The sequence below is a fragment of the Parasulfitobacter algicola genome (assembly GCF_013315265.1).
GTDB classification, from domain to species: domain Bacteria; phylum Pseudomonadota; class Alphaproteobacteria; order Rhodobacterales; family Rhodobacteraceae; genus Parasulfitobacter; species Parasulfitobacter algicola.
In genome coordinates, this window is the sequence record NZ_JABUFE010000002.1 from 58,717 (window position 1) to 82,883 (window position 24,167).

A 24,167-nucleotide genomic window follows, 5' to 3' on the forward strand; every position below is an offset into this window, starting at 1 on the left:
ACAGATTTTAATAGCATATGCATAAAGCATGTTCGGCAAGTGCCGAACTAAATTTATAAAGGGAATTTTACCAAATGGAATTTACGAAAGCGCTGAAACACAACATGGTCAAACCGTTCGAAGGTCGGGCATCACGCTCGGAATTCTGGTGGTTTTTCCTTTGGTTCTTCATCTTGGGTATCGGCGGTACGATCCTGCTGTTTGTCGTCTTTATCGGACCAATTGCAGCGTCTGCTTCGATGGATTCTGACGCCGCAGCGGCTGGTGCGGCCGTGGGTGGTTTGATCGGGATTATTTTTATGCCCATTCTCTATATGATGATTGGGTGGATGGCTCTTGCGCTGATCTGTACGTCAATCCGGCGTTTGCATGACCAGAATAAATCCGGTTGGTGGTACCTGATTGGACTGGTCCCTTTTGTTGGTGGAATTGTCCTGCTGGTCTTTTACTGCCTGCCGGGCACTCCGGGGCCTAACCGGTTTGGTCCCGATCCCCTGCAAAACACCGACGAAGATGTCTTTTCATAAGGCATATCGGTCGCCACCACGTTGAATAGCGTCAAAAACCATATCAATTGGTGTGGTTTTACAAATCAAAGCACTGGATTAGATACGCCATTGATGGTCTGACTGCACGTTATGAATCACAAGCTACGGGATCACGGCGGCGGGCTGGATGCAGCCATTTTGCAATATGGCGGCACGCGTGCGGGCTGGATCGATCTGTCTACAGGTATCAACCCGCATCCCTATCCCATTGGCACACCTGCGATGTCAGACTGGATCCAGTTGCCCGACCAAGGCGCAGTGAACACCTTGCTGGTCGAGGCCCGCAAATTCTGGCAGATCCCTGACAGCGCGGCTATTATAGCAGCCCCCGGCGCGTCCGCCCTGATCGCCCGCATCCCTGCGCTTTTCCCGACCGCAAACGTTGATATCCCGACGCCCACATACAATGAACATGCTGCCGCTTTCAAAGCACATGGCTGGCAGATCAATTCGGGCGACGCCAAAGTCATTGTACACCCCAACAACCCCGATGGCCGATGGTACACCGCTGACGATCTGCAAACATCTGTTCGCATCATCGACGAAAGCTTTTGTGACGTGGCCCCGGATCGCAGCCTGATCCATCTGGCCGATACCCCCGGCACAATCATCCTGAAAAGTTTTGGTAAGTTCTGGGGTCTGGCGGGGCTGCGCCTTGGCTTTGCCATCGGCGATCCTGCCTTGATCGTACGCTTGTCCGACCTGATCGGCCCATGGCCCGTGGCGGGCCCGGCCCTGCGGATTGGCACCGCAGCTTTGCAAGATACAAAATGGGCACATGACACACGACAGCGATTACAAGACGACGCAGATCGTCTGGATACCGTGATGCAAGATCACGCCCAACTGATTGGGGGGACATCCCTGTTCCGCCTGTATGATGTACCCGATGCCGCACAGATGCAGGACCAGTTGGCACACCATCACATCTGGTCACGCATCTTTCCCTATTCCAAAACATGGGTGCGCCTTGGCCTGCCGCCTGCAGATGGTTGGGATCGTCTAAAGGCTGCCCTATGACCTTTGCCCCTGCCCTTTTTTGTGCGCTGATCCTGGATGCCATCCTGGGTGAACCGAAATGGCTGTGGGACCGTATCCCCCATCCTGCCGTTCTGATAGGCCGCGCGATCAGCTGGCTTGAGACACGATTTAACAATGATCCCGCCCGCCGCATCAAAGGCACCGAAGTCGTTGCCTTGCTTAGCTTTGCCGCCATCGCCTTGGGCTATGGTCTGTCACTGCTTGGCCCCGTGGCTGAAATTCTGGTGGCCGCCATCCTTCTGGCGCAAAAATCTCTGACACAGCACGTCCGCGCCGTCGCGGATGCCTTGCGCTTGTCTGTGCCAGCCGGTCGACAGGCCGTCGCCATGATTGTCGGCCGCAATACAAAAGATATGACTGAAAGCGATGTCAGCCGCGCGGCCATTGAATCTGCTGCCGAAAACCTGTCCGACGGTGTGATCGCGCCTGCGTTCTGGTTTCTGGTGGCAGGGCTGCCGGGACTGTTACTTTATAAAATCGTAAATACCGCCGACAGCATGATCGGCCACCGTACGGAACAATTCGAAAAATTCGGATGGGCGGCCGCCCGTCTGGATGATGTGCTGAACTGGATACCGGCCCGCCTGACACCTGTTCTGATGGCTTTGGCATATGCGCGGTTGGATGTCTTTAAAACCCTGCGCCGTGACGCCCGCCTGCACCGATCCCCAAACGCGGGCTGGCCCGAAGCCGCAATCGCCGTCTTGCTGAATACCCCCCTGTCCGGCCCACGATCCTATGACGGGAAACGGCAGGATTTTCCGTGGGTCTACCCCGAAGGCAAACAGATGGCAGGGCCGGGCGAAATAGATCAGGCGGTTGCCATATTATGGCGCACATGGGCGCTTGCCACGGGTCTTATCCTGATCATCGCCCTGATCTGACATGTTGCGCCCTGCCACAAGATCGCTAATCTGATCATGATTTTATCAGGAGTGTATTCATGCGATTAAGCCTTGCCACGATCTTTTGTTTTGCAATTACAACGGCGGTCACCCATGCAAACTGTGGCGGCAGTTTTAACAGTTTTGTCACCGACTTGAAAAAAAAAGCGCGACAGGCCGGACATTCCAGCGAAACGGTAAATCGGTTTTTTGCATCTGTTCGACAAGACCCCAAAGTCATTCGCGCCGATCGCAGTCAGGGTGTTTTCAAAAAGAATTTCATCGAATTTTCCCGCGCCGTTATATCCGCGAACCGGCTGCAAAACGGACAACGTAACGCACAAAAATATTCCAAAGTCTTCGACCGCGCACAGCGCGAATATGGCGTACCGTCAGGTGTTTTATTAGCATTCTGGGCGCTTGAGACTGACTATGGCGCGGTGCAGGGCAACTTCAACACACTCAATGCGCTGGTCACATTGTCCCATGACTGCCGACGCCCCCAGTTGTTCCGCCCGCAGATTTTCGCAGCCATAAAACTGTATGAACGTGGCGAATTTGACCCCGCCCGCACCACAGGGGCATGGGCCGGAGAAATCGGCATGGTTCAGATGCTGCCCGAAGATATCCTGACCAATGGCGTCGATGCGGACGGCGATGGCAAAGTCAGCCTTAAGACTTCGCCCCCCGATGCGCTAATGTCCGGGGCCAAAATGCTGCACGATCTAGGGTGGCGCGCGAATGAACCGTGGCTGCAGGAAATTACCGTTCCGAACACATTGGATTGGTCTAAAACCGGATTTGATACCACAATCACCGTTGATGAATGGGCTAAAATGGGGGTGCGTGGTCGGTCGGGTGATCTGGGTTCGCGAAATTTGCAGGCTTCGGTGTTGCTGCCAATGGGCAAAGATGGCCCTGCGTTTCTGGCCTATCCGAATTACACTGTTTATTTTGAATGGAATCAAAGCTTTATCTACGTGACCACCGCGGCATATTTCGCCACACGACTGTCGGGCGCGCCACCCTATGACCCGCGCAATCCCGAAAGCGGTCTGAACGACACGGAAATGAAAATGCTGCAAACCAAACTGCGCAATCGTGGCCATGATGTTGGTAAAATTGACGGCATTCTGGGCCGCAAAACGCGCGCAGCTGTTCAGGCTGAACAACAGCGCCTTGGCTTACCAGCCGACGCCTGGCCAACCCGGAATTTATTACAAGCTCTTTGAGGTTTTCGGGAACAAATCTGTACGTATCTCGTTTTGATTACAAGGGGCGAAAGAAAGTCTCATTAACAATCATAGGAGGAATGTCCATGCGTACTTTCCTTGCAACCACAGCCGTCATCTGTGTAACTTTGCCAGCCTTGGCTGAAACAACAACATACGATTCACAAGCCACTACGTCTGAAAATGTTGGTGTGTTTTTCTTTGAACCCCAAAACTTTGGTGCTGACACGCTTTCTGCAAGTACCCTTATTGGCAAATATGTCTATACGACCGAACTTAAAGAGTTTGCCAGCAATGGATCCATTGATGTTGAAAAGGAATGGAATAATATCGGCGAAGTGCGTGATGTCGTCATGTCAGCCGACGGGAAAACACGCTCTGTCATTCTTGATATTGGTGGCTTCCTTGGGATGGGTGAACACACAGTCGCCGTGAACATGGATCAACTGAAATTGGTCAATGATCGTGATGATGCCGGCGATTTCTTCGTCGTTGTTCAATCAACCAAAGACAAACTTATGAATGCCCCCGCATTCGACATGTCAGAAATCGGTGCATGGGCAGCAGAAGATCAATCGTAATCAATACGCTTGATTTAACAATGGCCTCGGATTTCTTCCGGGGCCTTTTTGCTTGCCTCGGCTCATACTTGTAACTTTTAAAACTGACTGCTAGCGATGACATCAAAATAGGAACTTTTGATGGCGTATTCTTTAAAGCATCTTTGGGAAGGCAAAGCACCTTTTCAGCGCAATTTAAGTGGCCGGCTTTGGCAGTGGCGCCATACACTGACACCCCCTTCAACTGAACCTATGATCTATGTAGCCATCCCATTAGTCGCAAAAGACAGAGCCGACGATTGGTCCCGCCTTGAACGCATATTGGATCGCACTTTAAAAAGCCTGTTACATCAAACAAATCCGAACTGGCAGGCCGTTATATGTGGGCAAAATGAACCTGATCTAACCGTTAAGGATCCTCGTATTCGGTTCTTGAAATACCCCGAACCAAGCAATTTTTCAGATCAAAGGGGTAAACTTTCCTATCTGGTGGACGACCTAAAATTATCATCCACAGGCGACGGATATTACTTTGCGCTGGATGCTGACGATATTTTGCATCCCGAACTCTTTTCTCATATCCAATCTGACAACAACGGCCAGGGATATTACCTAAGTGCAGGTTACATGATTGACGCAAAGACCAGTCAACTTGCACCCCTTTATTCGCCCCATTCGCCTTTGTACAAAGCGTGTGGATCCAGTACAGCCATGCGATTTGACTTTCGGTCCGATTTTCAATTTGAAAAAATATTACGCAAACGGGGCAAGCATGGAAGTGTGCCGGATAACGTGGCGTATTATGGCTTTGAAATGCAATCAATCGCGTTTCCATCTGTGCTTTATCTGGTAAATCACGGTGAAAACATGCAAAAGCGGCGCGGTAAAATTGATAGTAAACTGGCATATATCTCTGATAATTTGATAACCGATCAGATCTATATCGCAAAAATTCGCGAAGAATTTAAACTGGATACTTTAGACCTCTGACCTTAAGCCACCATTGCTTCGGCTTTTTTCAGATCGACGCTGACCAACTGGCTGACCCCTTGTTCACCCATCGTCACACCAAACAAACGGTCCATCCGCGACATGGTGACGGCATGGTGTGTGATGATCAAAAAGCGGGTGTTGGTGCGCCGCGTCATCTCATCCAACAGATCGCAAAAGCGCGTCACATTGGCATCATCCAGCGGTGCGTCGACCTCGTCCAGCACACAAATCGGTGCTGGGTTGGCCAGAAACACCGCAAAGATCAGCGCCAGTGCGGTCAGGGTCTGTTCGCCCCCCGACAACAAGCTAAGCGTCGACAGTTTTTTACCCGGCGGCTGACACATAATCTCAAGGCCCGCTTCCAGCGGATCATCGCTTTCCACCAGAACCAGCTTGGCCTCACCACCACCAAACAGATGCGTAAACAGCAAGCCGAAATTCGTGTTCACCTGTTCAAACGCCGTCAAAAGACGTTCGCGCCCCTCGCGATTTAGGCTGGCAATTCCGGTGCGTAGTGCCTTGATTGCGTCTTCCAGATCAGCCTTTTCGCTGACAAGAGTGTCATGTTCTTGTTGAACCTCTTTGGCGTCTTCTTCGGCACGCAGGTTGACGGCCCCCAAAGCATCACGCTGCCGTTTCAGCCGGTTGACATCGGCCTCGATCACTTCGGCCTCGGGCATTTTTTCCGGGTCTGCGTCCAATGTTTCCAACAGTTTATCGGGCGTTATATCCTGTGCCTCAACAATCCGTTCGGCGGCATAGGCCACGGTCTCACGCGCAGCATCTGCACGTGCTTCGGCGCGTGCGCGTGCCTCGCGCGCCTCTGATGCTGACCGTTCCGCATCTCGTTCGGCCTGTTCCGCCTCGCGCAGAACTGTTTCAGCTTCGGCCAGTTTATCGGCAGACGCCTTGCGCCGGGTTTCAGCCGCATCAACGGCATCGGCCAACTCTGCGCGTTTTGCTGCGATTTCCTCGGGCGCCTCAGTTGCGGTTTTCAGCTCTTCTTCGGATTCCGTCTTGCGTTCCAGCAATTCCTTTGACCGCTTTTCAGCCGTCTCAAGCCGGTGTTTCCAACCACTGATTTCCTTGGTAATCTCTTGCTTTCGTTTCAATCGCGCGTCGCCTTCGCGGCGCAACTCATCGTGCCCGGACCGTTTGGCCATCATCGTCATGCGCGCCGCTTCGACGGTCATCTTGATGTCTTCGACCGAATGCCGCGCGGCGTCCAGATCGCCCAGATCCGCCACACCCCGTTCAGCTTCCACAAGCCGCTGACGCGCCGCCGTCGCTTCATCATCATAGCGTTTAACAGCCAACCCAAGGCTTTCCAGCTTGCCCGTAGCGATGCTTTTATCCGCCTCGGCCCGTGACAATGCGCGGTTTGCATCAGCTAACAGACGGTCCGCATCACGGCGCGTCTGGCGGGCGGCTTGATCGGCTTGGGTTGCGTCAGACAACGTGGACGAAAGCACCTCATAGCTTTGCCGCGCGGCATCGGCCCGCGTATCCGCATCAGCCGCCTGACTTTTCAACTCTTCCAACCGGTTTAACTGCTGCAATCGCAACGCAGCCGCCGATGGCGCGTCTTCGGCCCCCGCGCGAAATCCATCCCAGCGCCACAGGTCGCCGTCGGCACTGACCAGCCGCTGCCCTGGCTTTAGATCAGCCTGCAAGCGCGGTCCATCCGCCGCCGCAACAAGCCCAATTTGCGCCAGACGCCGCGCCAAAACATCGGGGGCAGTCACATATTGTACCAGTGGTTTAGACCCGGCAGGCAAGGCTTGCACCTGGTCATAGGCCGGCAACATTGCCCAACCCGATGGCGCATCTGCCCCAATCTGCGGGGCCTTCAGATCATCGGCCAAGGCCGCACCCAGCGCTTTTTCATGGCCCGGCTTAACCGATAAAACATCCAAAATCTGGCCGTCCTCAGACGCCTCGCGCGCGACCAATTTCGACAATGCCGCCACCTCGGCCCGCAAAGCGTTCGCCTCGCCGTCGGCTTCGGATTTTGTCGCACGCGCATTGCTTTCTTCCAATTGCGCTTCCGCCCGCGCGGCCTCAGCCTCGGCCAGCGCTGTATCGGCATCTGTCACAGCAACAGTTGCCGCTTTTTCGGCCGTGGCGGCATCTTCGAAATCCGCGCTGGCCTTGCCCACTGCGTCTTCGGCGGCCTGAACGGCCTCGCGCGCGCTGGCTGCTTCGGCCTCGTACTTGTCCAACGTTTTGCGGCTGTCATCCAGCAAGCGATGCGCCGATTGATGCCGCGCGGCCAAACGTGCCACATCTTCAGTGATCTGGCTTAACTCAGCCTCGCGCTCTTGTAAGATCGACGCCCCGTTGCGCGCTTCTTCGGCCGCGGCTTCCAGACGTCCGTCGTGCCCTTCGGCGGCCTTGGCAAGCTCAGTCGCTTCCCACTCTAGCCGCGAAATCGTTTCGCCCGCGTCGTGGTTCAACCCCGCCTCGCGTTCGATATCGCGCGCCAATTGTTCGATCCGCGATTGCAGCGTTTCAATAGTCTGCAGGGCGCGTGCTTCCTGATCATTCAGCGTATCGCGTTGCACCTGCAATCGCTGCAAAACTGCGGCGGCAATCGCCTCTTCTTCGCGCAAAGCAGGCAAAGCGCCATCGCGTTCCTGACGCACCTTCGCCGCCTGACGTGCAGCAATTTCAGCCTGCCCCGCCATCTTTGTCCGTTCGGTCAACTCAGCCGCCGCAACCGCCAGCGCCTGATCGGCTTCTTTCCAGCGACGATACAATAGCAACCCTTCGGCGCGGCGCAAATCTGTCCCGATTTCGCGATAACGCGCAGCTTGCCGCGCCTGACGGGCCAATTGCGCCAGCTGATTGGCCAATTGTTCGACCACATCATCCACGCGCGCCAGATTGGTTTCAGCGCCCTTCAGCTTTAATTCAGCCTCGTGCCGCCGCTGATAAAGCCCTGAAATTCCCGCCGCTTCTTCTAATATTCGCCGCCGCGATTTTGGCTTGGCGTTGATCAATTCACTGATCTGCCCCTGCCGCACCAGTGCCGGCGAATGCGCCCCCGTAGATGCATCGGCAAACAACATCTGAATATCGCGCGCGCGTACGTCCTTGGTGTTTGCCTTATAAGCACTGCCCACATCACGGGTGATCCGGCGCACGATCTCAAGCTGGTCATTGTCGTTGAAACCCGCAGGCGCCAGTCGTTCGCTGTTATCCAGGATCAGACAAACTTCGGCAAAATTCCGGGCAGGCCGCGTGGCTGCCCCGGCAAAGATCACATCTTCCATCCCGCCGCCACGCATCGCAGTGGGGCGGTTTTCCCCCATCACCCAACGCAACGCCTCAAGCAGGTTCGATTTGCCACAGCCATTGGGGCCAACAACCCCCGTCAACCCATCCGCGATCACCAGATCTGTGGGGTCAACAAAGCTTTTAAAGCCATTCAATCGAAGCCGCGAAAACCGCAAAAGCGTGATCCTGATACCATTTTACTAGGGACATAGTGGACCCTTGCAAAACGCGTCTGTCAACGGGATGCCCCCGCATGTGGGGAAATTCGCCGACTTATCCACAACATATTGCGCATCTATAATCAGAAAAGTGATCTTGCAGTCACAAAAAACTGCGGCATAAATGCGGATATGACCCTGACCGTTCACATCGAATCGCCCCTGACCCAAGATGCCGCCATCCTGATACAAGGCAGTGAGGCCGCGCTGCGTGATGTCTATACCGCTGACGAATGCTTTAGCTTTACCGCAGCTGAACTGGACAAGCCCGGTATTTCTTTTTTCGTCGCGCGCAGCAATGGCGCGCCAGTCGGGTGTGTTGCCCTTTGCGCATATGAAACCTATGGCGAAATCAAACGGCTTTATGTTGATCCGACGGGTCGTGGGTTGGGCATCGCCAAAACCTTGATGGCAGCGCTTGAAACCCATGCCAAAGACGCGAGCCTGGATCAGATCAAGCTGGAAACCGGCGACAAGCTGGCCGCCGCCGTCGCGCTGTATGGCCGATTGGGATATAAAATCTGTGGCCCGTTCGGTGATTATTCCGAACACCCTGCCAGTCTGTTCATGGAAAAATCCCTGATCTGACGGGCTATCAGTTCAAATACAGATTAACGGTAACAGCGCCCATCAGCGCGTTTTGCCATATGCATCACATTCCACATCCGCTTTGACCTGTCGCAGCCCATCATTTTCATAGATATCCGTCACCTCGCACTCAAGCTGATCAACCACCGGCACAGGTACCCGGGGCGCTTTTCCACCACAGGCAAGGCGTGCATTGATAATCACCTGATCCCCGTTAAGCGACCCTTTCGCAATTCGGCACCCGCTGACCTTTTCGATCGCCAAGGCAGCCTTGGGATACATCCGATCAGGCCGCGGGGCGTATTGCATATTCACCCGAATGGCCTGCGCCTGATTGTCTTTGATACGCACATCAAACGTACTGCCCTCAACGGTCATCCGCGTTGCGGGCACTCCGTAATAGGCGGGCGGCGGCATACTGCAGCCCGCCAAAATCATCAGGCAGCCCATAAGAAAAAAACGCAGATGTGTGATTCCGTAACGCATTCGTAAAGTGATAGAGCGCACAGATTAACAAAGACTTAGGATGCCCCCATCGCGCGCGCCTGTGACAACGTAAGGCCTGGCGACAGTGCTTCGGGGTCGACTTTCAATTCAATCACCGACAGCTTGCCCGATGCCTGCGCGCGCTGAAATGCATCAAAGAAATCATCTGTCTTTTCAATGACTTCCCCGTGTCCGCCATAGGCTCGTGCAAGGGTTGCAAAATCCGGATTGGCCAGATCGGTGCCAGAGACACGCGCGGGATATGTCTTCTCCTGATGCATTCGGATCGTGCCATACCGCCCGTTGTTTACCACGATCACAATCACCGCAGCGCCGTGTTGTGCCGCTGTCGACATCTCGTTCAGGGTCATTTGAAAACAACCATCGCCCGCGAAACAGACCACCGTTTTATCAGGGTTTTCCAGCTTGGCCGCGATGGCCGCCGGAAACCCGTACCCCATGCTGCCACTGGTCGGCGCAAGCTGGCTGCGAAAGGTTTTGAACTGGAAATAGCGATGGACCCACGCCGCATAATTACCCGCGCCGTTGGTTATAATGGCATCATCAGGCAGCATATCCGACAACCCACTTACGACCTGCTCGAATTTCATATCGCCCGGCGTTTCAGCGGGCGCGCGCCATGCAAGATAATCCGCGTTGGCGTGTTTCGCCCGTTCTTCTGTCGCATTGCCCGGCACGGCGACCAGCGCAGATATAAGCGCAGGTGCATCACATGTCACGGCCAGATCGGGCCGATAGACCCGCCCCAACTCATCCGCGTCGGCATGGACGTGAATGATCGTCTTGCCCGGCGCATCCGGATTGATCAAGGTATACCCACCCGTTTCAACATCGCCCAAACGCGATCCCAGAACCAGCAGACAATCACTGTCCCGCACACGCGCAGCCAATTTCGGGTTGGTCCCAAAACTTAAATCCCCGGCATAATTAGAGTGCCGGTTATCGATATAATCCTGCCGCCGAAAGCCTGTCGCAACAGGCAGATCATGGGCCTGTGCAAAGACCTCAAGATCGCGTGCGGCTTGCGCGGTCCAATGCGGGCCGCCGACGATTATCAGGGGTCGCTTTGCATGGCTCAGACGATCTGCAATCTTCTCAGCGGCGTTGAATAAATCATGTGGTAGCTCAGGCGCAGGGGCCGAGCGAAAGTTGACAGCTGTCAACTTTGTTAACACATCTTCAGGAAGTGCCAGAACAACCGGCCCCGGCCTGCCCGATTGTGCGACATGGAACGCACGGCCGATATATTCGGGCAAACGGTCTGCGTCGTCAATCTCGGCCACCCATTTTGCCAGGGGCGCGAACATGGCGCGATAGTCAACTTCCTGAAACGCCTCGCGATCCCGATGTCCGCGCGCGATCTGGCCCACAAACAGGATCATAGGCGTCGAATCCTGCCGCGCGATATGCACACCACATGACGCATTTGTGGCCCCCGGCCCGCGCGTAACAAAGGCAATGCCGGGTATACCCGTTAGTTTGCCATGCGCTTCGGCCATCATCGCGGCCCCGCCTTCGTGACGGCAGACAATGTTTTCGATCTGGCTGTCATAAAGTCCGTCCAACACCGGCAAAAAGCTTTCGCCCGGAACTGAAAACACGCGTTTCACACCAAAAGCTGCCAATTGTTCGACCAGACATTTGCCACCGTGGCGCAACTTATCTTTTTTCATGTGTTTTCAGCAACCTTTCTTGTCATTCTGCGTTTGTATCCTATCGTCTGAACAGACCAACAAAAGGATATTTTCATGCACCTACTTGGCATCTCTGGTTCGCTTAGAAAAGCGTCAACCAACACATTGCTGATCCACGAGGCCGCGCGGTATTTTGAGCCCGCGCAATTTACCCAAGGAAATCTGCGTTTTCCCTTGTATGACGGTGATCTTGAGGAAGAAAAAGGCATTCCAACCGAGGTGCAAACACTGGCCGATCAAATTGCTGAGGCTGATGCTGTGGTGATTGCAACGCCCGAATACAACAAGGCCCCGTCAGGCGTTTTGAAAAACGCGCTGGACTGGGTCAGCCGAACCGAAGGCAATGTCTGGGGCGACAAACCTGTGGCAATCATGTCGGCCACCGCAGGGCGCGCAGGCGGGGAACGCGCGCAATTCGCGTTGCGCTTGATGATGATGCCCTTTGCGACCCACCTGCTGCAAACGCCCGAGGTTCTGGTGGCCGCAAGTCATAAAGAATTCGACGACGATGGCCGCCTGAAGGGCGAGATGTATCAGGATCTGTTGGGAAAACTGATGAACAATCTGAAAGCCGCCGCCAAAAGTAAATGAAAGGTTAATGCAGCGGGTGCTTTCGGACCCGCTGTAAAAAATCTGAGTGCTTTGCCGGAAAGGGCGAAATGGGGCGCTTTGTGGTGTGTTTTTGTCAGTGTATGGTTTGGGATCAGATTGACGGATGCTTCGACTAATTTGAACAATAGCTTTAAGTCTGGGTCTACTAGCAGGTAACTTCACGAATTGATATTTGGATGTCATGGACGAACGAAAAACATACGAAAAAATGATCCCTCGAAGTGAGCGTAACTTTCTAGAGCAGGCACTTGGCATGGAATCAGGTTATGTTCTCGACTTCAGCGAAAAGACATTTAACGAGTTTTTTTATGAAACTGTTGCTATCGATCCAGATTACGAGGCGCATCTTTTCAACGGACGTGGCACGTCTAAAGCAAATCGCTTCCGCGCCTTCATTGAACACAGCAATCCATCCACCGTCGCTAAGCTTTTGCGAGAGATCTGGGAGTATCGTGCTAGTCTTGAGTATTGGCCTCCCTCGTCTGATGAAGAAAAAATGCGCCATAGTTTCTTTTCGACAATTGCGCGTATTGAGGGTCGGTCGGATATGATAGATACATCCGCAATTGAAGCATTTGAACCAAATGAAACCCTTGAAGAGCTTGTTGCGTCTATTCGACGTGATCTGGATGCAAAAAAGCCTCAGGCAGGCATTGATCGACTTCATACCTACTGCATGAAGCGATTTGCGTCTCTTGTTAGAAAGCGTGGAGGCGGAGAATGTGGCAAAGACGATCCACTCCACTCTCGTGTCGGAAAATATGTCAATCTACTGCGGACGCAAAATAACCTTACCCCCATGTCCGAAAGAATTATGCGAAGTTCTATCAGCGTCTTCGAGGCCATGAATCCTATTCGTAATGATCGCTCCTTCGCGCACGACAATCCAGATCTTGTTGAGATGGAGGAGGCTCGCTTCATTTTTGATAGCGTTACAGCATTCCTGCGCTACTCAAAGGCAGTTGATGGGCGTCACTTCGAAGATTAAGAGAATACTGTGGATTGCTGTGATCTGACATTTAGTAGAGCGGGGTGGAAACACTCTCTACCCCGCAAAACTGCCGCAACTTCCCTCTATCGGGCTGTGTAGTTAAAATCAGCCTAATCGCCCATCAGGCTCCACTCTCCCGCAATAAAAATCGTTCTGAAGCGATGTTGAAATCGTGTTAAGTGATGTTTGATCAAACACGCATGCATCATACCGATGAAGGAGCCTTGTTGATGTCAGAAAACAGTGCAGTCGGGCAGTTCAAAACGCAGTCGGATATCATGGATCCGGCGCGGGGTGCGGCGTTGCTGACCGTTTTGGGACAGGACGGCAATATCAGGGCTGGCGATGCGTTGCCGCCGTTTTTTCATCAGGCCTATTTCTGGGATGTTCAGGCACAGGATGACCTGGGGCGGGATGGGCACCCGGGGCTTGGGGGCTTTATCCCCAATTTGGATTTGCCGCGGCGGATGTGGGCCGGTGGTCGGATCGAATTCAAACGCCCGTTGATTGCAGGAATGCCTGCTGAAAAACGCGTGACAATCGAAAATATCACACGGAAAACAGGGCGGTCGGGTCCGTTGGGCTTTGTGACTTTGCGCCATGAGATTTGGCAAGGTGAGGCGCTTTGCGTGACCGAGCGGCAGGATCTTGTTTATCGTAATGATCCGACGGAGCGGGACGCGCAAATTGACCCGCCACCTGCGCCAGACGGGCATATCGTTGATCGCGTGAATTTCGGACCAACCCAGTTGTTTCGATATTCTGCGCTGACCTTCAACGGGCACCGCATTCATTATGATCTGGATTATTGTCGCAAGGTCGAAGGCTATGCCGGGCTGGTCGTGCATGGCCCGTTACTGGCACAGCATCTTATCTTGATGTGTCAGGCAAAGCTGGGAGCCCTGTCCAGTTTTGATTTTCGCGCCACAGCTCCATTGTTGGATTTTGAAACCGCCCAGATGGGCTGGAAAGACGGCAAAGCCTGGATCAAAGGGCCGGATGAGCGGTTGTGCATGACAGCCCGCGCGACATCATAGATTATCGGTCACGTTGAACCCTGTGGGGATGATATCGCGGGCCTCTAGGATCAGATCGGCCATGACCTGCCCCACTTTGGGCGCCATGCCGAAGCCGATTTTGAAGCCGCCATTTGCGATAAAATCCCCTTTGCGCAGGGGGTGATGACCCAACATCGGCGCGCGGCTTTTGGCACGGGGGCGCACGCTGGCCCATCGTTCGATTATCGGCGCATTGCGCAGCACGGGAAAGCTGTGGACCGCCCGAGCGATGATATCATTCAACTGCGCATCGGTTGACCGTGGGTCGTCAAATTCCCGTTCTGACGTGGATCCGATGGCGACCGTCCCATTGTGATGGGGCACGATATGTAGGGCATCCGCAAACAGCTGCGGCGTGTCACGGGCATCGAATTGCAGCAGTGCGGCTTGCCCTTTGACACCGTTGCCGATGGGTTTTCCCATATCATGCGATAACTCCAACAGCCCATGGTATCCGGTGGCCCAAATAGTGGGGCCATTTGTGTCAGGTGCCTGTGTCACGATCTGCCCGCCCAGATTTTCAACAGCGCGGGCCAGCGCACGGGTGGCGTGCCGTGGATGGATGCGGGCGGATAGCGTGTCATGGATCAGATATCCGGTGGCGCTTTGCGGGGCCCAATCGGCATGATCAGAGTGTGGTACGATCTGCCACGTCGCCCGGCCTTGCCACAGGTCGGCGGCCCCCTGCACCCTGACGCGCGCCAGTTCAACAGCGCGATCATCGGGCAAGGGCTGCAGCCGCCCTGTCCGCGCATATCCGGTGGGCAGACCAGAATGGGATTGCACCTGCGCCCAATAATCCTGCGCCATGATCAGGCTATCGAACTGAAACGCTTTTTTTTCATTCCAGTTTTCAGGTGTATGGGGGGCCAGTGCGCCAACAATGCCACCACTGGCACCTGCGGCCACACCATTGGGATCAACAACACACACCCTGGCACCCCGCAGCATACAGGCATAGGCGACGGACAAACCGAATATACCTGCACCGCGTATCGTCACATCAGCCATTGCCAAGACCTGATCCCCACTTCATTGTTTCGTAACGCTTTAAAGGACACAGCGACGATGAACCAGACAGCAGATTTGGACTGGCGGGATGGTAAAACCCCGATTTCCCGGCGCTTTGATGATCCTTATTTTTCATTGGAAAACGGTCTGGCCGAAACGCAGCATGTGTTTTTGCATGGCAATGATCTGCCCGCACGGTTCCGCGATGGATTTCAGGTTGCAGAATTGGGGTTTGGAACGGGTCTGAACTTTTTGGTCGCGTGGCAGGCATGGCGTGCAGCGAATGTTCAAGGCGTGCTGCATTTCACATCATTCGAGGCTTTTCCGATGGACTCAAACGACATGCGCAAGGCGCTGCACGCCTTTCCCGATTTGACAGACCTGGCAGACCAGATGGTGCAGGCGCTTGAGGACGATAATGATCTGGGTGATGCGCGGCTGACAGTGATCCATGGGGACGCGCGCCGGACACTTGCAGATTGGGATGGGGCTGCGGATGCCTGGTTTCTGGATGGGTTTTCGCCCGCCAAGAACCCCGAATTATGGCAACCTGACTTGCTGGCTAATGTCGCACGGCATACGCGTCTGGGTGGAACGGCTGCGACCTATACCGCCGCAGGGGCGGTGCGGCGTGCTTTGCAGGATGCCGGGTTTGAAGTCACGCGCACCACAGGATACGGACGCAAGCGGCACATGACACAAGCGGTTCTGGCATGACGACACAGAACACGAAACTGGGGATCATTTTGATGATCGCCACAACATTCGTTTTCGCGGTGCAAGACGGCATTTCACGGTATCTGGCCAGTGAATACAATGTGCTGATGATTGTCATGATCCGCTATTGGTTCTTTGCGGCTTTTGTCATCGCAGTGGCAGGCCGATCAGCGGGCGGCATCAAAAAGGCCGCAGCCACCCGGCAACCGTTTCTGCAGGCGTTTCGCGGGTTTCTTCTGGCGGCGGAAATCTGTGTGATGGTGTTGGCGTTCGTTTTGCTGGGGCTTGTTGAAAGCCATGCGATATTTGCCTGTTACCCGTTGCTGATTGCCGCGTTATCCGGGCCGATCCTGGGTGAAAAGGTCGGTTGGCGACGGTGGGTCGCAATCGGGATCGGTTTTTTGGGTGTGCTGATCATCCTGCAACCTGGGATCAAGGTCTTTTCCCCATCGGCCATCGTTGCCGTGATATCGGCGCTTATGTTTGCGCTTTACGGTTTGCTGACCCGGTATGCCGCCCGCCAGGACAGTGCGGCCACCAGCTTTTTCTGGACGGGCACGACCGGGGCCATTTTGATGACCTGTATCGGCGTTTGGTATTGGGAACCGATGACCGCCTATGACTGGCGCTGGATGGGCGCGCTTTGCATCACTGGCGCGCTTGGGCATTTTCTGCTGATCAAATGTTATGAGGTGGCCGAGGCCAGTGCCGTTCAGCCCTTTGCCTATCTACAACTTGTTTTTGCATCCATCATCGGGTTGACGCTGTTTCAGGAAGAGCTTGAAACCAATGTGGCCATCGGGGCGGCGATTGTCGTCGGCGCGGGGCTGTTTACCTTATATCGTTCTCGGCAGACGTCGGACTAAGCTGCGTTGCCGGCGACAATTGTTCTGGCCGCGCACGGGGCCGTACAACAGCTTTGGCGCCGATCAATTCTTCCATAAACCGCAGATTTTGTGGCTGTCCGGTCAATTGCGCGCGGTAGACGGGCAAGGATTCCATCACTCGCATCACATAGTTCCGGGTTTCGCGAAACTCAATGTGTTCGATCCAGTCGATTACATCCACTTCGCCAATTCTGGGGTCACCCCGTTCATCCATCCATCGCAACGGGCGGCTTGGCCCGGCATTATAAGCAGCCGCAACCATTACATTGGACGGGCCAAAAATATCTGTCAGATCACGCAGATAGGCCGTGCCAAGTATGGCGTTATACACAGCATCCGACAATCTGGCGGTTGTGTGGGTCAATTCAAGATCTGCTGCGACCGCCTTGGCAGTGGCTGGCATCAACTGCATCAAGCCGCGCGCGCCGACCTGACTGCGCACGGACGGGTCAAATTCGCTTTCGCGACGTGCAATGGCCAGCGCCAGTTCAGGGGCAACAGGGATGTCTGCATCCATCAGCGGGTGCAGTGGAAACAATGCAGAGGGCACCGTGACACCGCCGCGCGATGCGCGCTTGCCAATCATAACGGACAAATGCGGTTGGTCTTCCTGCTGCAAAAACAGGGCCAATTGCGCGACACCCTGATCATCCAGACTTTCCGCCAGATGGGTCAAAAAGACCTCGGCCAGGCTGATGTGGCCCGCGTCCATCAAAATGCGCCCCGCTGCAAAGACAGAACTGTCCGCGAAAGGCATATCGCCTTGTGTGGGCCGGTTCGCCAGCGCGGGGTCCATGGGCAGGCTTAGGCGTTCGGCTGCCAGAAGCCCATAAAAACTGGTCTGATGTTGTGCGCCATCTGCATAGGCACGACCTGCGGCTTGCGGATCGCCCGCCGCTTCATACGCACGCCCCAACCAATATCCGGCCCGTCCACGGGAAATGGGCGATGAAACCGCATCGGAAAAGCGTTGAAAGTGATTCACGGCCACTTGCGGACGGTTCAGTTTACGCAAAGCGATATAACCCGCCAGCCATTCCAGATCCGCAAAATTGGACCCAGCTTTCAGGTGATGCGCGCTGGCCAGATCATATGCACGTGCGGCGTTCCCCTGCCGCATTTCCTGACGCGCTAATAAACGCCTGCGATTGGCCCATTCTTCTGGCAAACCCAACCCTTCGGCGGTTTTTGATTGGTCCAGAATAATCTGCATTGCACCGGCGCGCATGCCTTTCTTGATGCGCCACTCAAACCGGGCATGGGCCAGACCTGCGTCTGCTTGCAGGTCTTCTGGCACGGCTTTGATCAGATCATCCACGCCTGGCATGTTTCGTTGCAGGGCGATGCGTGCCTTGGCAAGGGCGGTTTGATCTTTACCCATCAGCGGTAGCAGACGTTCAGCTTCGACCAGACGCCCCCGCCACAATAGCATATCAAGCCGCTCGGTATGATGCGGGGCCAGTAGTTTGGTGTTTTGCGTCAGAAAGGTCGCGAATTCCGCCTTGGTCAATGTCATCGTTTTCCAGGCATGAACGACCATCTGATCGCCGGTTTCTTGGTCACCCGTCGCACGCAAGGCAATGGCAAGACGTAACATACCGTGACCTGTTTGCGGCGGTTGGTCTTTAAAATAGGCTAAAACCTGATCAGGTGGCGTTGATGGAGCCAGTGTTTGTTCACCGATCCGCCGAAGTCGCTGCAATCCGGGCCAATCAGGATGATTTTGCAAAAAGCGATTCGTCTCGGCCAGCGTGCCGCCGTCTTCGCGCAAGCGGCGCCATTCAACGATATCGGCAAGGATCGTGCTGCGCTTTTCAGCACTTTCACGCGCTTTGTCCCAATCGCCTTGATTTATTGCCCGAAACGCGGCCAGCAATGCCACGCCATCACGCCGATCCTGCGCAGTCGCAGGTGCTGTGGCAAGTACGATAAACAACATTGAAACAAGGGGAAAAAAGCGCATTCAAAGCCCGGTCAGACAACAGCGATCATGCAAGAGTACTCTGCAATCTCTGGACATCAAACCCTAATCTTGGCAATTGGGCCTTTGGCGGCTAGGGTCCGCCGCATTAACGGGGCGAAATTGCCCGTAACATGAAAAGAAAAGGAAGCGTGTCATGATCAAAGGGTCTCTACCTGCCCTCGTCACGCCGTTCGCGGACGGCCAGTTGGATCTGGATACGCTGAAAAAGCTGGTCGAGTGGCATATTGAACAGGGAAGTCGCGGGATTGTGCCGGTCGGAACAACTGGCGAAAGCCCGACGCTAAGCCATACTGAGCATGACACCGTTGTCGAAACGGTCGTAAAAGCTGTGAATGGTCGGGTTCCGGTCATTGCTGGTGCCGGATCAAACAATACGATCGAAACCGTGCGACTGGTCAATCAGGCCAAAGCCGTGGGCGCAGACGCGGCCTTGGTCGTGACGCCATATTACAATAAACCGACGCAGCGCGGGCTGATCGAACATTATATGGCAGCCGCAGACTGTGGCCTGCCGATCATAATCTATAACATCCCCGGTCGGTCCGTCGTGGACATGTCGCCCGATACAATGGGCAAGCTGGCAGAACATCCAATGATCGTCGGCGTTAAGGATGCCACCGGCGACATCACACGCGTCAGCTATCAACGCCAGACCTGCGGTAAGGATTTTGTGCAAGTGTCGGGCGAAGATGCATCCGCCCTTGGGTTTAACGCGCATGGTGGGGTTGGATGCATTTCGGTTACGGCTAATGTTGCGCCCAAGCTTTGTGCGGAATTTCAGGCCGCGACGCTTGCGGGCGATTATACAAAGGCACTGGACTATCAAGATCGCCTGATGCCGTTGCACCACGCGATCTTTCTTGAGCCTGGTCTGGTTGGTGCAAAATACGGATTGTCCCTGTTGGGGCTATGCCGGGAGGAGGTCCGCAGCCCGCTGACTGCGTTGTCCGATGGCACCAAGCTGGTGATCAAGGACGCGATGATTCATGCGGGTCTGATCAACTAGCGATACGGGCCGCCCTTACAGGACGGCCCGGTTTCACCACATCCCGGTGTATTTGTTCCAGCGGCGCAAAAATTCTGCGTCGGCTTTTCTGTTTTCTTCCCTACGACGGCGACGTTCGTCATAATCCAGCGACAGGTCGTGACGTTTGTTTCGAGTGGCGACCATCATCGCGTCTGCAATTACGGTAAGCATCGGGACATCTCCTTTTTTATCCGATGAATTAAAGCTAGCAGTTGCCACCGCTTTGACCGAGTCACGAATATTATTGATCTGTAAGTTAAACTAACATTTAATAAGATCATGACGATTGACTGGCGCATTATACCATCACTTTCAGCCCTAAGGGCATTTGAGGCCGCAGCCCGACTTGAAAGTTTGACTGACGCAGCAAATACCTTGAACGTCACCCATGCAGCGATTTCACAACACATCAGGACCTTAGAGGCCAATCTGGAAACCAGCCTGATGATCCGACAAGGCCGCAAGATGGAATTAACCGAAGACGGTCGACGTTTGGCCACCGCTCTGGCCACCGGCTTTGGTCATATCGCAGACGAAATTACAGCGATGAAAGCCAGCAGCGCGGCGGCTCCACTTAAGGTTTCTGTGACGGCATCGCTGGCTGAACACTGGCTGATGCCGCGCTTGGGCGCGTTCTGGACCAAATATCCAGATATTGAGATTTCGCTAACGCCGTCGCCCGCGTTGGTTGATCTGAAGCAAGACGGGTTTGATTTGGCCCTGCGGTACGGACGCGGACATTGGCCGCCTTATGAGGCCGAAAAACTGGTTTCAGCCAACTTTATTATGATTGCACATCCCGATGTTGCCAATACACAGCACAAAGACGGCAGTTGGCCCAAAAATACTCGTTGGTTCATAGAGAGCAAAGGCAAGGAACATCAGAAATGGGAAAAAGTGCATCGTATGATGTATGAAGACCATTCCGTTACGGTTTATGATACAATCCAAATGGTTTTATCTGCTGTGCGTGCTGGATATGGCTTATCTGTTCAACCAAAAGCGATTTTGGAACATGACTTGGTAACAGGTCAACTTGTGGCCATTGAAGAACAAGCCGATCCCGACCTGAACTATTATATCGTCACGCGCAAAGGGCATCAGTCGAAAAATCTGCAAACCTTTGTGCGATGGTTAAGGCAAAGCGCGTAATAGCTCTTGGATACAGATACCAAATTCCCTATATCGCAACGCTATGGCACAGACAAAAACAGATCCTAATTACAAAGTAATCGCCGAAAATCGGCGTGCGCGGTACGATTATGCGATCGAGGAAGATTTGGAAGTCGGCATCATGCTGATGGGGTCCGAGGTAAAATCGCTGCGCGGCGGTCAGGCCAATATTGCAGAAAGCTATGTTGCTGTTGAAAATGGCGAATTGTGGCTGACCAACAGCTATGTGCCCCTGTATTCCCAAGCCAAAACCTTTGGTCATGAGGAACGCCGTAAAAGAAAGCTGTTGGCGTCAAGACGGGAAGTTGCGCGAATGTGGCAGGCGACTTCAAGGCAAGGCATGACAATCGTGCCATTGGTTATGTATTTCAATCACAAAGGTCTTGTGAAATTGAAAATCGGTATCGCGAAAGGCAAAAAGAATGTCGACAAGCGCGCCACTGAAGCCAAACGTGACTGGGGGCGGCAAAAACAGCGTTTGCTACGCCATGGGGATTAGGGCGCGCTTTGACATTTTTGAATGATGCTTCACTTTGTGTTTCCGTGACTGTCTGTATCCGCAGCCAGTGATGATTTTTCACTGTTCGGATTTTCTTTCTTTTCGACAACCTGTTTTTTGCTGGTTAAAGCAAAAATAATAACGGCTGCGAATGTGACACCAGCCAAGCCGAGTATTAGTACATCTATGGTCATTTTGCTCTCCTCGGTTTCGGTTCCATTGTCTGAATAACGCACCTGATTGCGCGTTGTTCCGTAGGGTATCTGTGACAATGTGTCAGAGGCGAAGCCAGGAAAGCATTTTCTGTTTTATGCAGACGATATCGCGTCTTCTTTGACCGCTTTGATCTGATTTTCATTTTCCATCAACGCGGTTGCAGCCGCAACCAATGCTTTGAATATGCGTCGCTGACGGCGGGCGTAAAAGATATGTTCCGGGTGCCATTGCACACCAAGCGCGAAGGGATCTGTAATACGTTCAATTGCTTGTATCATGCCACCTTCATCACGTGCTGCCACGCGCAGACCATCACCCAAGGTATCAACTGCCTGCGAATGCAAAGCGTTGACCTTCATGGGGTCGTTTCCTGCGATTTGGGACAACCGTGTTTCATCGGAAACTGTCACAGTCTTGCGGGGCAAAATGGTTTTATAGCGTCTGGATGAAAACACACCATACGCATCTTGATGCAGTGTTCCGCCAAGGGCGATATTCAACATTTGCGACCCGCGGCAGACCCCAAGAATGGGAATATTGCAATCAAACGCTTGCTTGATCACATCAAGTTCAAGCGCGTCGCGTGTATCGTCGAAAAATGCCTCGGCCACGATTTCACCGCCATAAAGAGATGGTGAAATATCATCGCCACCACCAATTATAACGCCTTTGACGCTTTCGATATCGACCTTATTCGGGTTTTGCCAGCGGACCGCCCTGCCCCCGGCAAGCCAGATGTTCAGCGCAAACAGCGGGAATACACGCCACCCACTGCGGCGCGATACGGTGACACCAATTCTGGGACGAGTCATGCGGTCACCTTTTGCTCTGAATCGTCCAGGATTGATTTGGCCGTTTTAGCCCAATCCCAACGCACAGTGGTCCATGATGCGCGCTGGTCGCGCCATGCGCGTTCCAAAGCCGCCATAACGTCAGGGGAATTTGCAATTTGTTCGACGGCCACCCACCTGTTCCATTCATAGGCAATGGACCAATCTTTTTCATCAATCCGACAATCAGGCATGCGATAATGAAATGCTGGCCGTGCCGAAATTGACGGGCTATCGGCATCTTTCGCGACACGGTCCGGGGCGATGTGGGCGAAAATCGGTAGCATATCCAGTGCGCGATTACGCGTTGGTGTTTCTTCCAGATAAAGATCAATCAAATCATCGACATCTTCAAATTCTTCGGCAACCAGACAGTCTATAAAGCGTCGCGGATAAGGGTCACTGAATGGCAGCGCGCGCCGAGAGATATCCATCTGATCCTGATCACGCAAGACATCTTCCAGCAATGCAAATGCCTTAAGTGTCGGCAAAATATCCTTTAATTTCGGGCTGACAATTTCGATATTCAAATGAACGCCGTAGCCCAATAAAATACCACTACGACTGCCCATGGCGCCCTTTTCACGCAAGGCATTCCGCGCAATATCAATCACAGAAATCTGAGATGGTTCAACGGGTTGCGTTACAATTTCAATTGGAACGACACTACGTGACAGGTCAATTCCCAGATCCATCAACTTGCTATTGTCATCTTTACGATAACGGATATCCAAATAGATTTCGACATCGCCTATTTCACTATCTTTCAACAGATGATCGTTGTTTTCATCTACAGAGATACTTCCGCCTAAATTATCTTTTAATACGGATGTGGCCTGTGCTTCGTCCAAACCGCCCAACTCAATTTCAATACCGACTTTTCTGATATCGCCGTCAGCATTATTCTGAATAGGAAGCGTGTGAACGTCTGTTTTGCTTATTTGATCAAACATGACCATAAAACGCACTGCGCCGTGTTTGGTTCCACAGTCCAGTGCGTTTAAATTTTTGAATGATCGGCTACATCGCTTTTCGAAAATCAACGATCTTATGTGTCCCGACGTCCGGCGTATGTTCCGGGTTCAGATGCGCTTTGATCAATTGATAGCCAAGCTTCGCGATATTATCGGTCGAAGACCAGATCGCCGCTTCGCCCAGTGTCATTTTCAGCAAAATGACATCAGGGTCGGTTTCATCGCCCTCAAACCAGGCGCTGACCATAACACCCCATAGCTCTTCCAGTTTTTTCTGGTCCATAGTCTGTATAATCGGCCCCTGAAGCGAGATATGGAAATCCTGATCAGGCGAAACCGCAGTATATTGTGCTGTGGCGCCCTGGCCGATTGCAGCAACCAAATCTGTCTGACGCGATGTGATAAACCACACAACGCCTGTTTCGCGATCCAGAAAATGGGTCATCGGCTGCGGGTGCTGATCAGACCCCTTGATGCTAAGCATGCCGTTTCGGATATCATCCAATTGATCAAATAAGGCATCCATTGGTTTTTCTTCTGCGTACTGTACATCAGCCATTTTGGCCCCCTAAACTGTTTTCGTGAAAAAACCGCATCACGCGATTGTCTTGGAAAAGAAACGCAAGGGATGCCAACATGTTCCA

25 protein-coding genes are annotated in these 24,167 nt (G+C 53.6%); 15 read left to right on the forward strand and 10 right to left on the reverse strand.

The window, feature by feature from the left end:
* Nucleotides 1-74 precede the first annotated feature (74 nt).
* From HRQ87_RS04070 to HRQ87_RS04095, 6 genes are all read left to right on the forward strand, one after another.
* Entirely contained in the window at nt 75-527 is a 453-nt protein-coding gene (locus HRQ87_RS04070; protein ID WP_174135530.1) for a DUF805 domain-containing protein, read from the forward strand.
* Nucleotides 528-638: 111 nt separating this feature from the next.
* Nucleotides 639-1,568 carry a threonine-phosphate decarboxylase gene (locus HRQ87_RS04075; protein WP_174135531.1) on the forward strand — a complete coding sequence of 310 codons (930 nt, stop codon included), beginning with the start codon at nt 639-641 and terminating at the stop codon, nt 1,566-1,568.
* Nucleotides 1,565-2,473, forward strand: a complete 909-nt coding sequence (gene cbiB / locus HRQ87_RS04080; RefSeq protein ID WP_174135532.1) for an adenosylcobinamide-phosphate synthase CbiB — start codon at nt 1,565-1,567, stop codon at nt 2,471-2,473. The genes HRQ87_RS04075 and cbiB overlap by 4 nt, the downstream gene beginning before the upstream one ends.
* 59 nt (nt 2,474-2,532) lie before the next feature.
* Complete coding sequence (locus tag HRQ87_RS04085) at nt 2,533-3,705, forward strand: lytic murein transglycosylase (RefSeq protein WP_174135534.1); 1,173 nt, start codon at nt 2,533-2,535, stop codon at nt 3,703-3,705.
* 86 nt (nt 3,706-3,791) lie between these two features.
* Nucleotides 3,792-4,286: a PRC-barrel domain-containing protein gene (locus HRQ87_RS04090; RefSeq protein WP_174135536.1), complete on the forward strand. Its 495-nt coding sequence runs from the start codon at nt 3,792-3,794 to the stop codon at nt 4,284-4,286.
* Between the two features lie 120 nt (nt 4,287-4,406).
* Entirely contained in the window at nt 4,407-5,255 is an 849-nt protein-coding gene (locus HRQ87_RS04095; RefSeq protein WP_174135538.1) for a glycosyltransferase family A protein, read from the forward strand.
* A 2-nt stretch (nt 5,256-5,257) separates the two neighbouring features.
* On the opposite strand, the gene smc is transcribed toward HRQ87_RS04095, so the two are convergent.
* Complete coding sequence (gene smc / locus HRQ87_RS04100; protein ID WP_174135540.1) at nt 5,258-8,713, reverse strand: chromosome segregation protein SMC; 3,456 nt, start codon at nt 8,711-8,713, stop codon at nt 5,258-5,260.
* Nucleotides 8,714-8,887: 174 nt separating this feature from the next.
* On the opposite strand from smc, the gene HRQ87_RS04105 reads away from it, so the two are divergent.
* Nucleotides 8,888-9,343: a GNAT family N-acetyltransferase gene (locus HRQ87_RS04105; RefSeq protein WP_174135542.1), complete on the forward strand. Its 456-nt coding sequence runs from the start codon at nt 8,888-8,890 to the stop codon at nt 9,341-9,343.
* A 42-nt stretch (nt 9,344-9,385) separates the two neighbouring features.
* On the opposite strand, the gene HRQ87_RS04110 is transcribed toward HRQ87_RS04105, so the two are convergent.
* On the reverse strand, nt 9,386-9,760 hold the full coding sequence (locus tag HRQ87_RS04110) for a hypothetical protein (RefSeq protein ID WP_174135544.1): 375 nt from the start codon (nt 9,758-9,760) through the stop codon (nt 9,386-9,388).
* A gap of 104 nt (nt 9,761-9,864) precedes the next feature.
* Complete coding sequence (locus HRQ87_RS04115; RefSeq protein ID WP_174135546.1) at nt 9,865-11,523, reverse strand: thiamine pyrophosphate-binding protein; 1,659 nt, start codon at nt 11,521-11,523, stop codon at nt 9,865-9,867.
* A gap of 75 nt (nt 11,524-11,598) precedes the next feature.
* On the opposite strand from HRQ87_RS04115, the gene HRQ87_RS04120 reads away from it, so the two are divergent.
* The 3 genes from HRQ87_RS04120 to HRQ87_RS04130 all read left to right on the forward strand — a co-directional run bounded on the left by HRQ87_RS04120 (nt 11,599) and on the right by HRQ87_RS04130 (nt 14,184).
* On the forward strand, nt 11,599-12,135 hold the full coding sequence (locus HRQ87_RS04120; protein WP_174135548.1) for an NADPH-dependent FMN reductase: 537 nt from the start codon (nt 11,599-11,601) through the stop codon (nt 12,133-12,135).
* 202 nt (nt 12,136-12,337) lie between these two features.
* Nucleotides 12,338-13,144 carry an abortive infection family protein gene (locus tag HRQ87_RS04125; protein ID WP_246251746.1) on the forward strand — a complete coding sequence of 269 codons (807 nt, stop codon included), beginning with the start codon at nt 12,338-12,340 and terminating at the stop codon, nt 13,142-13,144.
* Nucleotides 13,145-13,377: 233 nt separating this feature from the next.
* On the forward strand, nt 13,378-14,184 hold the full coding sequence (locus HRQ87_RS04130; protein ID WP_174135550.1) for an HTD2 family dehydratase: 807 nt from the start codon (nt 13,378-13,380) through the stop codon (nt 14,182-14,184).
* Here the strand turns inward: HRQ87_RS04130 and HRQ87_RS04135 are convergent.
* A complete protein-coding gene (locus HRQ87_RS04135) occupies nt 14,179-15,222 on the reverse strand; it encodes an NAD(P)/FAD-dependent oxidoreductase (RefSeq protein ID WP_174135552.1) in 1,044 nt (347 codons plus the stop codon). The two genes, HRQ87_RS04130 and HRQ87_RS04135, sit on opposite strands and share 6 nt — an antisense overlap.
* Nucleotides 15,223-15,273: 51 nt before the next feature.
* On the opposite strand from HRQ87_RS04135, the gene mnmC2 reads away from it, so the two are divergent.
* Nucleotides 15,274-15,933, forward strand: coding sequence for a tRNA (5-methylaminomethyl-2-thiouridine)(34)-methyltransferase MnmC2 (gene mnmC2 / locus HRQ87_RS04140; RefSeq protein WP_174135554.1), 660 nt, complete (start codon nt 15,274-15,276; stop codon nt 15,931-15,933).
* Nucleotides 15,930-16,799 carry a DMT family transporter gene (locus tag HRQ87_RS04145; RefSeq protein WP_174135556.1) on the forward strand — a complete coding sequence of 290 codons (870 nt, stop codon included), beginning with the start codon at nt 15,930-15,932 and terminating at the stop codon, nt 16,797-16,799. Before mnmC2 ends, HRQ87_RS04145 begins: the two co-directional genes overlap by 4 nt.
* On the opposite strand, the gene HRQ87_RS04150 is transcribed toward HRQ87_RS04145, so the two are convergent.
* On the reverse strand, nt 16,765-18,783 hold the full coding sequence (locus tag HRQ87_RS04150) for a lytic transglycosylase domain-containing protein (RefSeq protein ID WP_174135558.1): 2,019 nt from the start codon (nt 18,781-18,783) through the stop codon (nt 16,765-16,767). The two genes, HRQ87_RS04145 and HRQ87_RS04150, sit on opposite strands and share 35 nt — an antisense overlap.
* A gap of 154 nt (nt 18,784-18,937) precedes the next feature.
* Here HRQ87_RS04150 and dapA point away from each other — a divergent pair, with 154 nt between their 5' ends.
* The gene (gene dapA / locus HRQ87_RS04155) at nt 18,938-19,810 is read left to right on the forward strand and encodes a 4-hydroxy-tetrahydrodipicolinate synthase (RefSeq protein WP_174135560.1); all 873 of its coding nucleotides are present in this window, start codon (nt 18,938-18,940) and stop codon (nt 19,808-19,810) included.
* A 33-nt stretch (nt 19,811-19,843) separates the two neighbouring features.
* Here dapA and HRQ87_RS04160 read toward each other — a convergent pair whose 3' ends face one another.
* Nucleotides 19,844-20,002 (reverse strand): hypothetical protein, encoded by a 159-nt coding sequence (locus HRQ87_RS04160; RefSeq protein WP_174135562.1) that lies wholly within the window; start codon nt 20,000-20,002, stop codon nt 19,844-19,846.
* A gap of 108 nt (nt 20,003-20,110) precedes the next feature.
* Between HRQ87_RS04160 and HRQ87_RS04165 the strand changes: the two genes are divergently transcribed.
* Together HRQ87_RS04165 and smpB are read left to right on the forward strand one after the other, a co-directional pair.
* Nucleotides 20,111-20,983 (forward strand): LysR family transcriptional regulator, encoded by an 873-nt coding sequence (locus HRQ87_RS04165; protein WP_174135563.1) that lies wholly within the window; start codon nt 20,111-20,113, stop codon nt 20,981-20,983.
* A gap of 43 nt (nt 20,984-21,026) precedes the next feature.
* Nucleotides 21,027-21,503 (forward strand): SsrA-binding protein SmpB, encoded by a 477-nt coding sequence (smpB, locus tag HRQ87_RS04170; RefSeq protein WP_174135565.1) that lies wholly within the window; start codon nt 21,027-21,029, stop codon nt 21,501-21,503.
* Nucleotides 21,504-21,532: 29 nt separating this feature from the next.
* On the opposite strand, the gene HRQ87_RS04175 is transcribed toward smpB, so the two are convergent.
* The 4 genes from HRQ87_RS04175 to HRQ87_RS04190 all read right to left on the reverse strand — a co-directional run bounded on the left by HRQ87_RS04175 (nt 21,533) and on the right by HRQ87_RS04190 (nt 24,082).
* Entirely contained in the window at nt 21,533-21,697 is a 165-nt protein-coding gene (locus HRQ87_RS04175) for a hypothetical protein (protein ID WP_174135567.1), read from the reverse strand.
* 114 nt (nt 21,698-21,811) lie between these two features.
* On the reverse strand, nt 21,812-22,531 hold the full coding sequence (locus tag HRQ87_RS04180; protein WP_174135569.1) for a gamma-glutamyl-gamma-aminobutyrate hydrolase family protein: 720 nt from the start codon (nt 22,529-22,531) through the stop codon (nt 21,812-21,814).
* A complete protein-coding gene (locus HRQ87_RS04185) occupies nt 22,528-23,502 on the reverse strand; it encodes an amidoligase family protein (protein ID WP_174135571.1) in 975 nt (324 codons plus the stop codon). Before HRQ87_RS04185 ends, HRQ87_RS04180 begins: the two co-directional genes overlap by 4 nt.
* A gap of 67 nt (nt 23,503-23,569) precedes the next feature.
* Nucleotides 23,570-24,082 carry a pyridoxamine 5'-phosphate oxidase family protein gene (locus HRQ87_RS04190; RefSeq protein WP_174135573.1) on the reverse strand — a complete coding sequence of 171 codons (513 nt, stop codon included), beginning with the start codon at nt 24,080-24,082 and terminating at the stop codon, nt 23,570-23,572.
* Nucleotides 24,083-24,167 lie beyond the last annotated feature (85 nt).

What these genes read in the sequence shown, in the direction of transcription:
- HRQ87_RS04115 (WP_174135546.1), bottom strand. Translation starts at nt 11,523, where the DNA reads ATGAAAAAAGATAAGTTGCGCCACGGTGGCAAATGTCTGGTCGAACAA.
- HRQ87_RS04130 (WP_174135550.1), top strand. Translation starts at nt 13,378, where the DNA reads ATGTCAGAAAACAGTGCAGTCGGGCAGTTCAAAACGCAGTCGGATATC.
- HRQ87_RS04165 (WP_174135563.1), top strand. Translation starts at nt 20,111, where the DNA reads ATGACGATTGACTGGCGCATTATACCATCACTTTCAGCCCTAAGGGCA.
- HRQ87_RS04120 (WP_174135548.1), top strand. Translation starts at nt 11,599, where the DNA reads ATGCACCTACTTGGCATCTCTGGTTCGCTTAGAAAAGCGTCAACCAAC.
- HRQ87_RS04125 (WP_246251746.1), top strand. Translation starts at nt 12,338, where the DNA reads ATGGACGAACGAAAAACATACGAAAAAATGATCCCTCGAAGTGAGCGT.
- HRQ87_RS04105 (WP_174135542.1), top strand. Translation starts at nt 8,888, where the DNA reads ATGACCCTGACCGTTCACATCGAATCGCCCCTGACCCAAGATGCCGCC.
- HRQ87_RS04185 (WP_174135571.1), bottom strand. Translation starts at nt 23,502, where the DNA reads ATGTTTGATCAAATAAGCAAAACAGACGTTCACACGCTTCCTATTCAG.
- HRQ87_RS04190 (WP_174135573.1), bottom strand. Translation starts at nt 24,082, where the DNA reads ATGGCTGATGTACAGTACGCAGAAGAAAAACCAATGGATGCCTTATTT.
- HRQ87_RS04090 (WP_174135536.1), top strand. Translation starts at nt 3,792, where the DNA reads ATGCGTACTTTCCTTGCAACCACAGCCGTCATCTGTGTAACTTTGCCA.
- HRQ87_RS04160 (WP_174135562.1), bottom strand. Translation starts at nt 20,002, where the DNA reads ATGCTTACCGTAATTGCAGACGCGATGATGGTCGCCACTCGAAACAAA.
- HRQ87_RS04175 (WP_174135567.1), bottom strand. Translation starts at nt 21,697, where the DNA reads ATGACCATAGATGTACTAATACTCGGCTTGGCTGGTGTCACATTCGCA.
- mnmC2 (WP_174135554.1), top strand. Translation starts at nt 15,274, where the DNA reads ATGAACCAGACAGCAGATTTGGACTGGCGGGATGGTAAAACCCCGATT.
- HRQ87_RS04180 (WP_174135569.1), bottom strand. Translation starts at nt 22,531, where the DNA reads ATGACTCGTCCCAGAATTGGTGTCACCGTATCGCGCCGCAGTGGGTGG.
- HRQ87_RS04095 (WP_174135538.1), top strand. Translation starts at nt 4,407, where the DNA reads ATGGCGTATTCTTTAAAGCATCTTTGGGAAGGCAAAGCACCTTTTCAG.
- HRQ87_RS04075 (WP_174135531.1), top strand. Translation starts at nt 639, where the DNA reads ATGAATCACAAGCTACGGGATCACGGCGGCGGGCTGGATGCAGCCATT.
- HRQ87_RS04110 (WP_174135544.1), bottom strand. Translation starts at nt 9,760, where the DNA reads ATGCCGCCGCCCGCCTATTACGGAGTGCCCGCAACGCGGATGACCGTT.
- smpB (WP_174135565.1), top strand. Translation starts at nt 21,027, where the DNA reads ATGGCACAGACAAAAACAGATCCTAATTACAAAGTAATCGCCGAAAAT.
- cbiB (WP_174135532.1), top strand. Translation starts at nt 1,565, where the DNA reads ATGACCTTTGCCCCTGCCCTTTTTTGTGCGCTGATCCTGGATGCCATC.
- HRQ87_RS04070 (WP_174135530.1), top strand. Translation starts at nt 75, where the DNA reads ATGGAATTTACGAAAGCGCTGAAACACAACATGGTCAAACCGTTCGAA.
- HRQ87_RS04150 (WP_174135558.1), bottom strand. Translation starts at nt 18,783, where the DNA reads ATGCGCTTTTTTCCCCTTGTTTCAATGTTGTTTATCGTACTTGCCACA.
- HRQ87_RS04085 (WP_174135534.1), top strand. Translation starts at nt 2,533, where the DNA reads ATGCGATTAAGCCTTGCCACGATCTTTTGTTTTGCAATTACAACGGCG.
- HRQ87_RS04145 (WP_174135556.1), top strand. Translation starts at nt 15,930, where the DNA reads ATGACGACACAGAACACGAAACTGGGGATCATTTTGATGATCGCCACA.
- dapA (WP_174135560.1), top strand. Translation starts at nt 18,938, where the DNA reads ATGATCAAAGGGTCTCTACCTGCCCTCGTCACGCCGTTCGCGGACGGC.